This is a genomic window from Promineifilum sp. (SeqCode), from assembly GCF_041918635.1.
Taxonomy (GTDB): domain Bacteria; phylum Chloroflexota; class Anaerolineae; order Promineifilales; family Promineifilaceae; genus Promineifilum.
In genome coordinates, this window is the sequence record NZ_JAYRVJ010000749.1 from 1 (window position 1) to 2,445 (window position 2,445).

3 protein-coding genes are annotated in these 2,445 nt (G+C 67.9%); all 3 read right to left on the reverse strand.

The features are described 5' to 3' along the window. The coding region (locus ACE3UY_RS21660) for a DegT/DnrJ/EryC1/StrS family aminotransferase (protein WP_374689558.1) at positions 1-725 on the reverse strand (725 nt) is incomplete at its 3' end. An 8-nt stretch (positions 726-733) separates the two neighbouring features. After that, positions 734-1,432, reverse strand: coding sequence for an SDR family oxidoreductase (locus ACE3UY_RS21665; protein ID WP_374689559.1), 699 nt, complete (start codon positions 1,430-1,432; stop codon positions 734-736). Continuing rightward, a complete protein-coding gene (locus ACE3UY_RS21670; RefSeq protein WP_374689560.1) occupies positions 1,432-2,439 on the reverse strand; it encodes an NAD-dependent epimerase/dehydratase family protein in 1,008 nt (335 codons plus the stop codon). Before ACE3UY_RS21670 ends, ACE3UY_RS21665 begins: the two co-directional genes overlap by 1 nt. Between the last annotated feature and the right edge of the window lie 6 nt (positions 2,440-2,445).

Genomic DNA, 2,445 nt, shown 5'->3' on the forward strand with positions numbered 1-2,445 from the left:
AGGGCCGCCTGTAACTCGTCCAGCCGGCTGTTGTAGCCGGGCACGTCACTGACGTAGCGCTCCCGCCAGCCGTATTGGCGCAGGAGGCGCAGCCGCTCAGCCACCTCCGGCCGGTTGGTGACCACCGCGCCGCCGTCGCCGGCCGCGCCCAGGTTTTTGGTCGGGTAGAAGCTGAAGGCCGCCGCATCGCCCAGGCTGCTAACCATCTGACCGCCGAAACGCGCGCCGTGGGCCTGAGCGCAATCCTCGATCACTAACAACCCATGCGCGCGGGCGAAGGCCAGGATGGAGGACATGTCGGCCGGCCGGCCGTAGAGGTGGACAGGGACAATGGCCCGGGTGCGCGGCGTGACCGCCGCATTTAGCAGCGTCGGGTCGAGTGTGTAGTTGACCGGGTCGATGTCAACCAGCCGGGGCGCGGCCCCGGCCAGCTCGACGGCCGCAACGGTAGCCACGGCGGTGTGGGCGACGGTGATGACCTCGTCCCCTGGCCCCACCCCACAGGCCCGCAGCGCCAGCAGCAGCGCGTCCGTCCCCGAGGCGACGCCGACGGCGTGGGCGACACCCACATAGGCCGCGAACTCGGCCTCGAAGGCGCGCACCTCCTCGCCCAGGATGTACCAGCCGCTCGCCAGGGCGCGGGCCACGGCGGCGTCGATCTCCGGTTGCAGGCGGCGATAGGCGGCTTTCAGGTCTACCAGCGGGATATTAACCGAAGCGGTCATGGCGCGTTTCACCACGGGATGGGCTGGCGGTCGCGGAAGAAGCCGCCGCTGGGGCCGAAATCGGGCAGCATCGCCAGCCAGACGATGGTGTCGGCCCCCTCGGCCACACTGCGCGGCGCGCCAGGCCCGCCCATTTCCGTCCGCACCCAGCCGGGGCAGACGGCGTTGACCTTGACGTGGCCGCCCACCTCGGCGGCGACGATGCGCGTGAGAGCGTTGAGCGCAGCCTTGGAGATGGCGTAGGCCGGCGTACCCGCGCCCATCGTGCTCAACTGGCCGGCGTTGGACGACACGTTGACGATCCGGCCGTAACGCCGCCGGCGCATGCTCGGCGCGAAGGCGCGGCAGAGCAGCAGCGGGCCGTAGAAGTTGACGCGCAGCGTCTCCTCCATCGTCTCCAGCGGCACGTCAAAGACGCTACGGTCCCCGTCGGGGTAGATGGCGGCGTTGTTCACCAACACGTCGAGGCGGCTGTAGCGCTCCTCGACGAACGCCTGCGCCGCAGCCACGGTCGCCGGATCGGTCACGTCGAGCGGCCAGAAGGCAACATCACTGCCGTCTCGCTGCAACTGCCGCGCGGCGGCTTCCCCTTGCGCCGGGTCGCGGGCGGTCAGGATGACACGCAGGCCCAGGTCGGCTAACTGGCGGCATACTTCCAGCCCAATGCCCCGGTTCGCGCCGGTCACCAGAGCGACTCGCCCGTCCATTAGACGTAATGCTCCAGGTTGGCGCGGAAGTAGTCCATCGTCCGCGTCAATCCATCGCGCAGGCCAACCAGTGGACGCCAGCCGAGCTTGCTGCGAATCCGGCGGTAGTCGCCGTAGAAGTCGCCGATGTCGATGCGCTTGCGGTCGGCGGGAAAGGGAGCCAACTCAAAGCGCCCGTCGCCGTTGACCTCGATCAGCAGCCGGGCCAGGTTCAACAAGTTGATCGGATCGTCGCTGCCCAGGTTGTAGATCTGGCCGTCGGCCACGTCGTGGGCGGCCACCATGAGCAGCGCTTCCAGCACGTCATCGATGTAGTTGAAGTCGCGCACCTGGAGGCCATCGCCAAAGATGGTCAGCGTCTGGCCCTCCAGCAGTTGGCGGAACCACCAGCCGATGAACGTCTGGCGGGCGTCACGGACGCGCATGCGCGGGCCATAGGTGTTGGTCAGCCGCAGCGAGACGGTACGCAGCCCGTAGACGCTGTGGTAGACCATGTGATACCACTCGCCGGCCAGCTTGTTAATGCCGTTCACGTCGGTCGGGTGCAGCGGATGGCGCTCATCGACCGGCAGGTATTCGGGGCGGCCGTAGATCTGCCGCGTGCTGGCGAAAACGACCTTGGCCGCCGGGTTACCGTGGCGGCACGCTTCCAGCAGGGAGAGCTGGCTGCGGGCGTTGATCTCCAGATCGGTGTAGGGGTCGGCCATGCTATCGGTATGGCTGACCTGACCAGCCAGGTTGAAGATGAGGTCCTGCTCGCGCACCAGGTAGCGCAGGCCGTGCTCGTCGCGCATGTCGGCGATGTTGACCCGCAGTTGGTCTTCGATGCCGTGGATGTTGTAGACGTTGCCGCCGTACTCCGGGATGAGCGAATCCAGCAGCAACACGTCCGCGCCCAGCGTCAGCAGCCGGTGGGCCAGGTTGGAACCGATGAAGCCCAGCCCGCCGGTGACCAGGACGCGCTTGCCCTGGAAGAAGGCGTGGTGGTCAGTGGGGACGGTCGGCATGGGTTG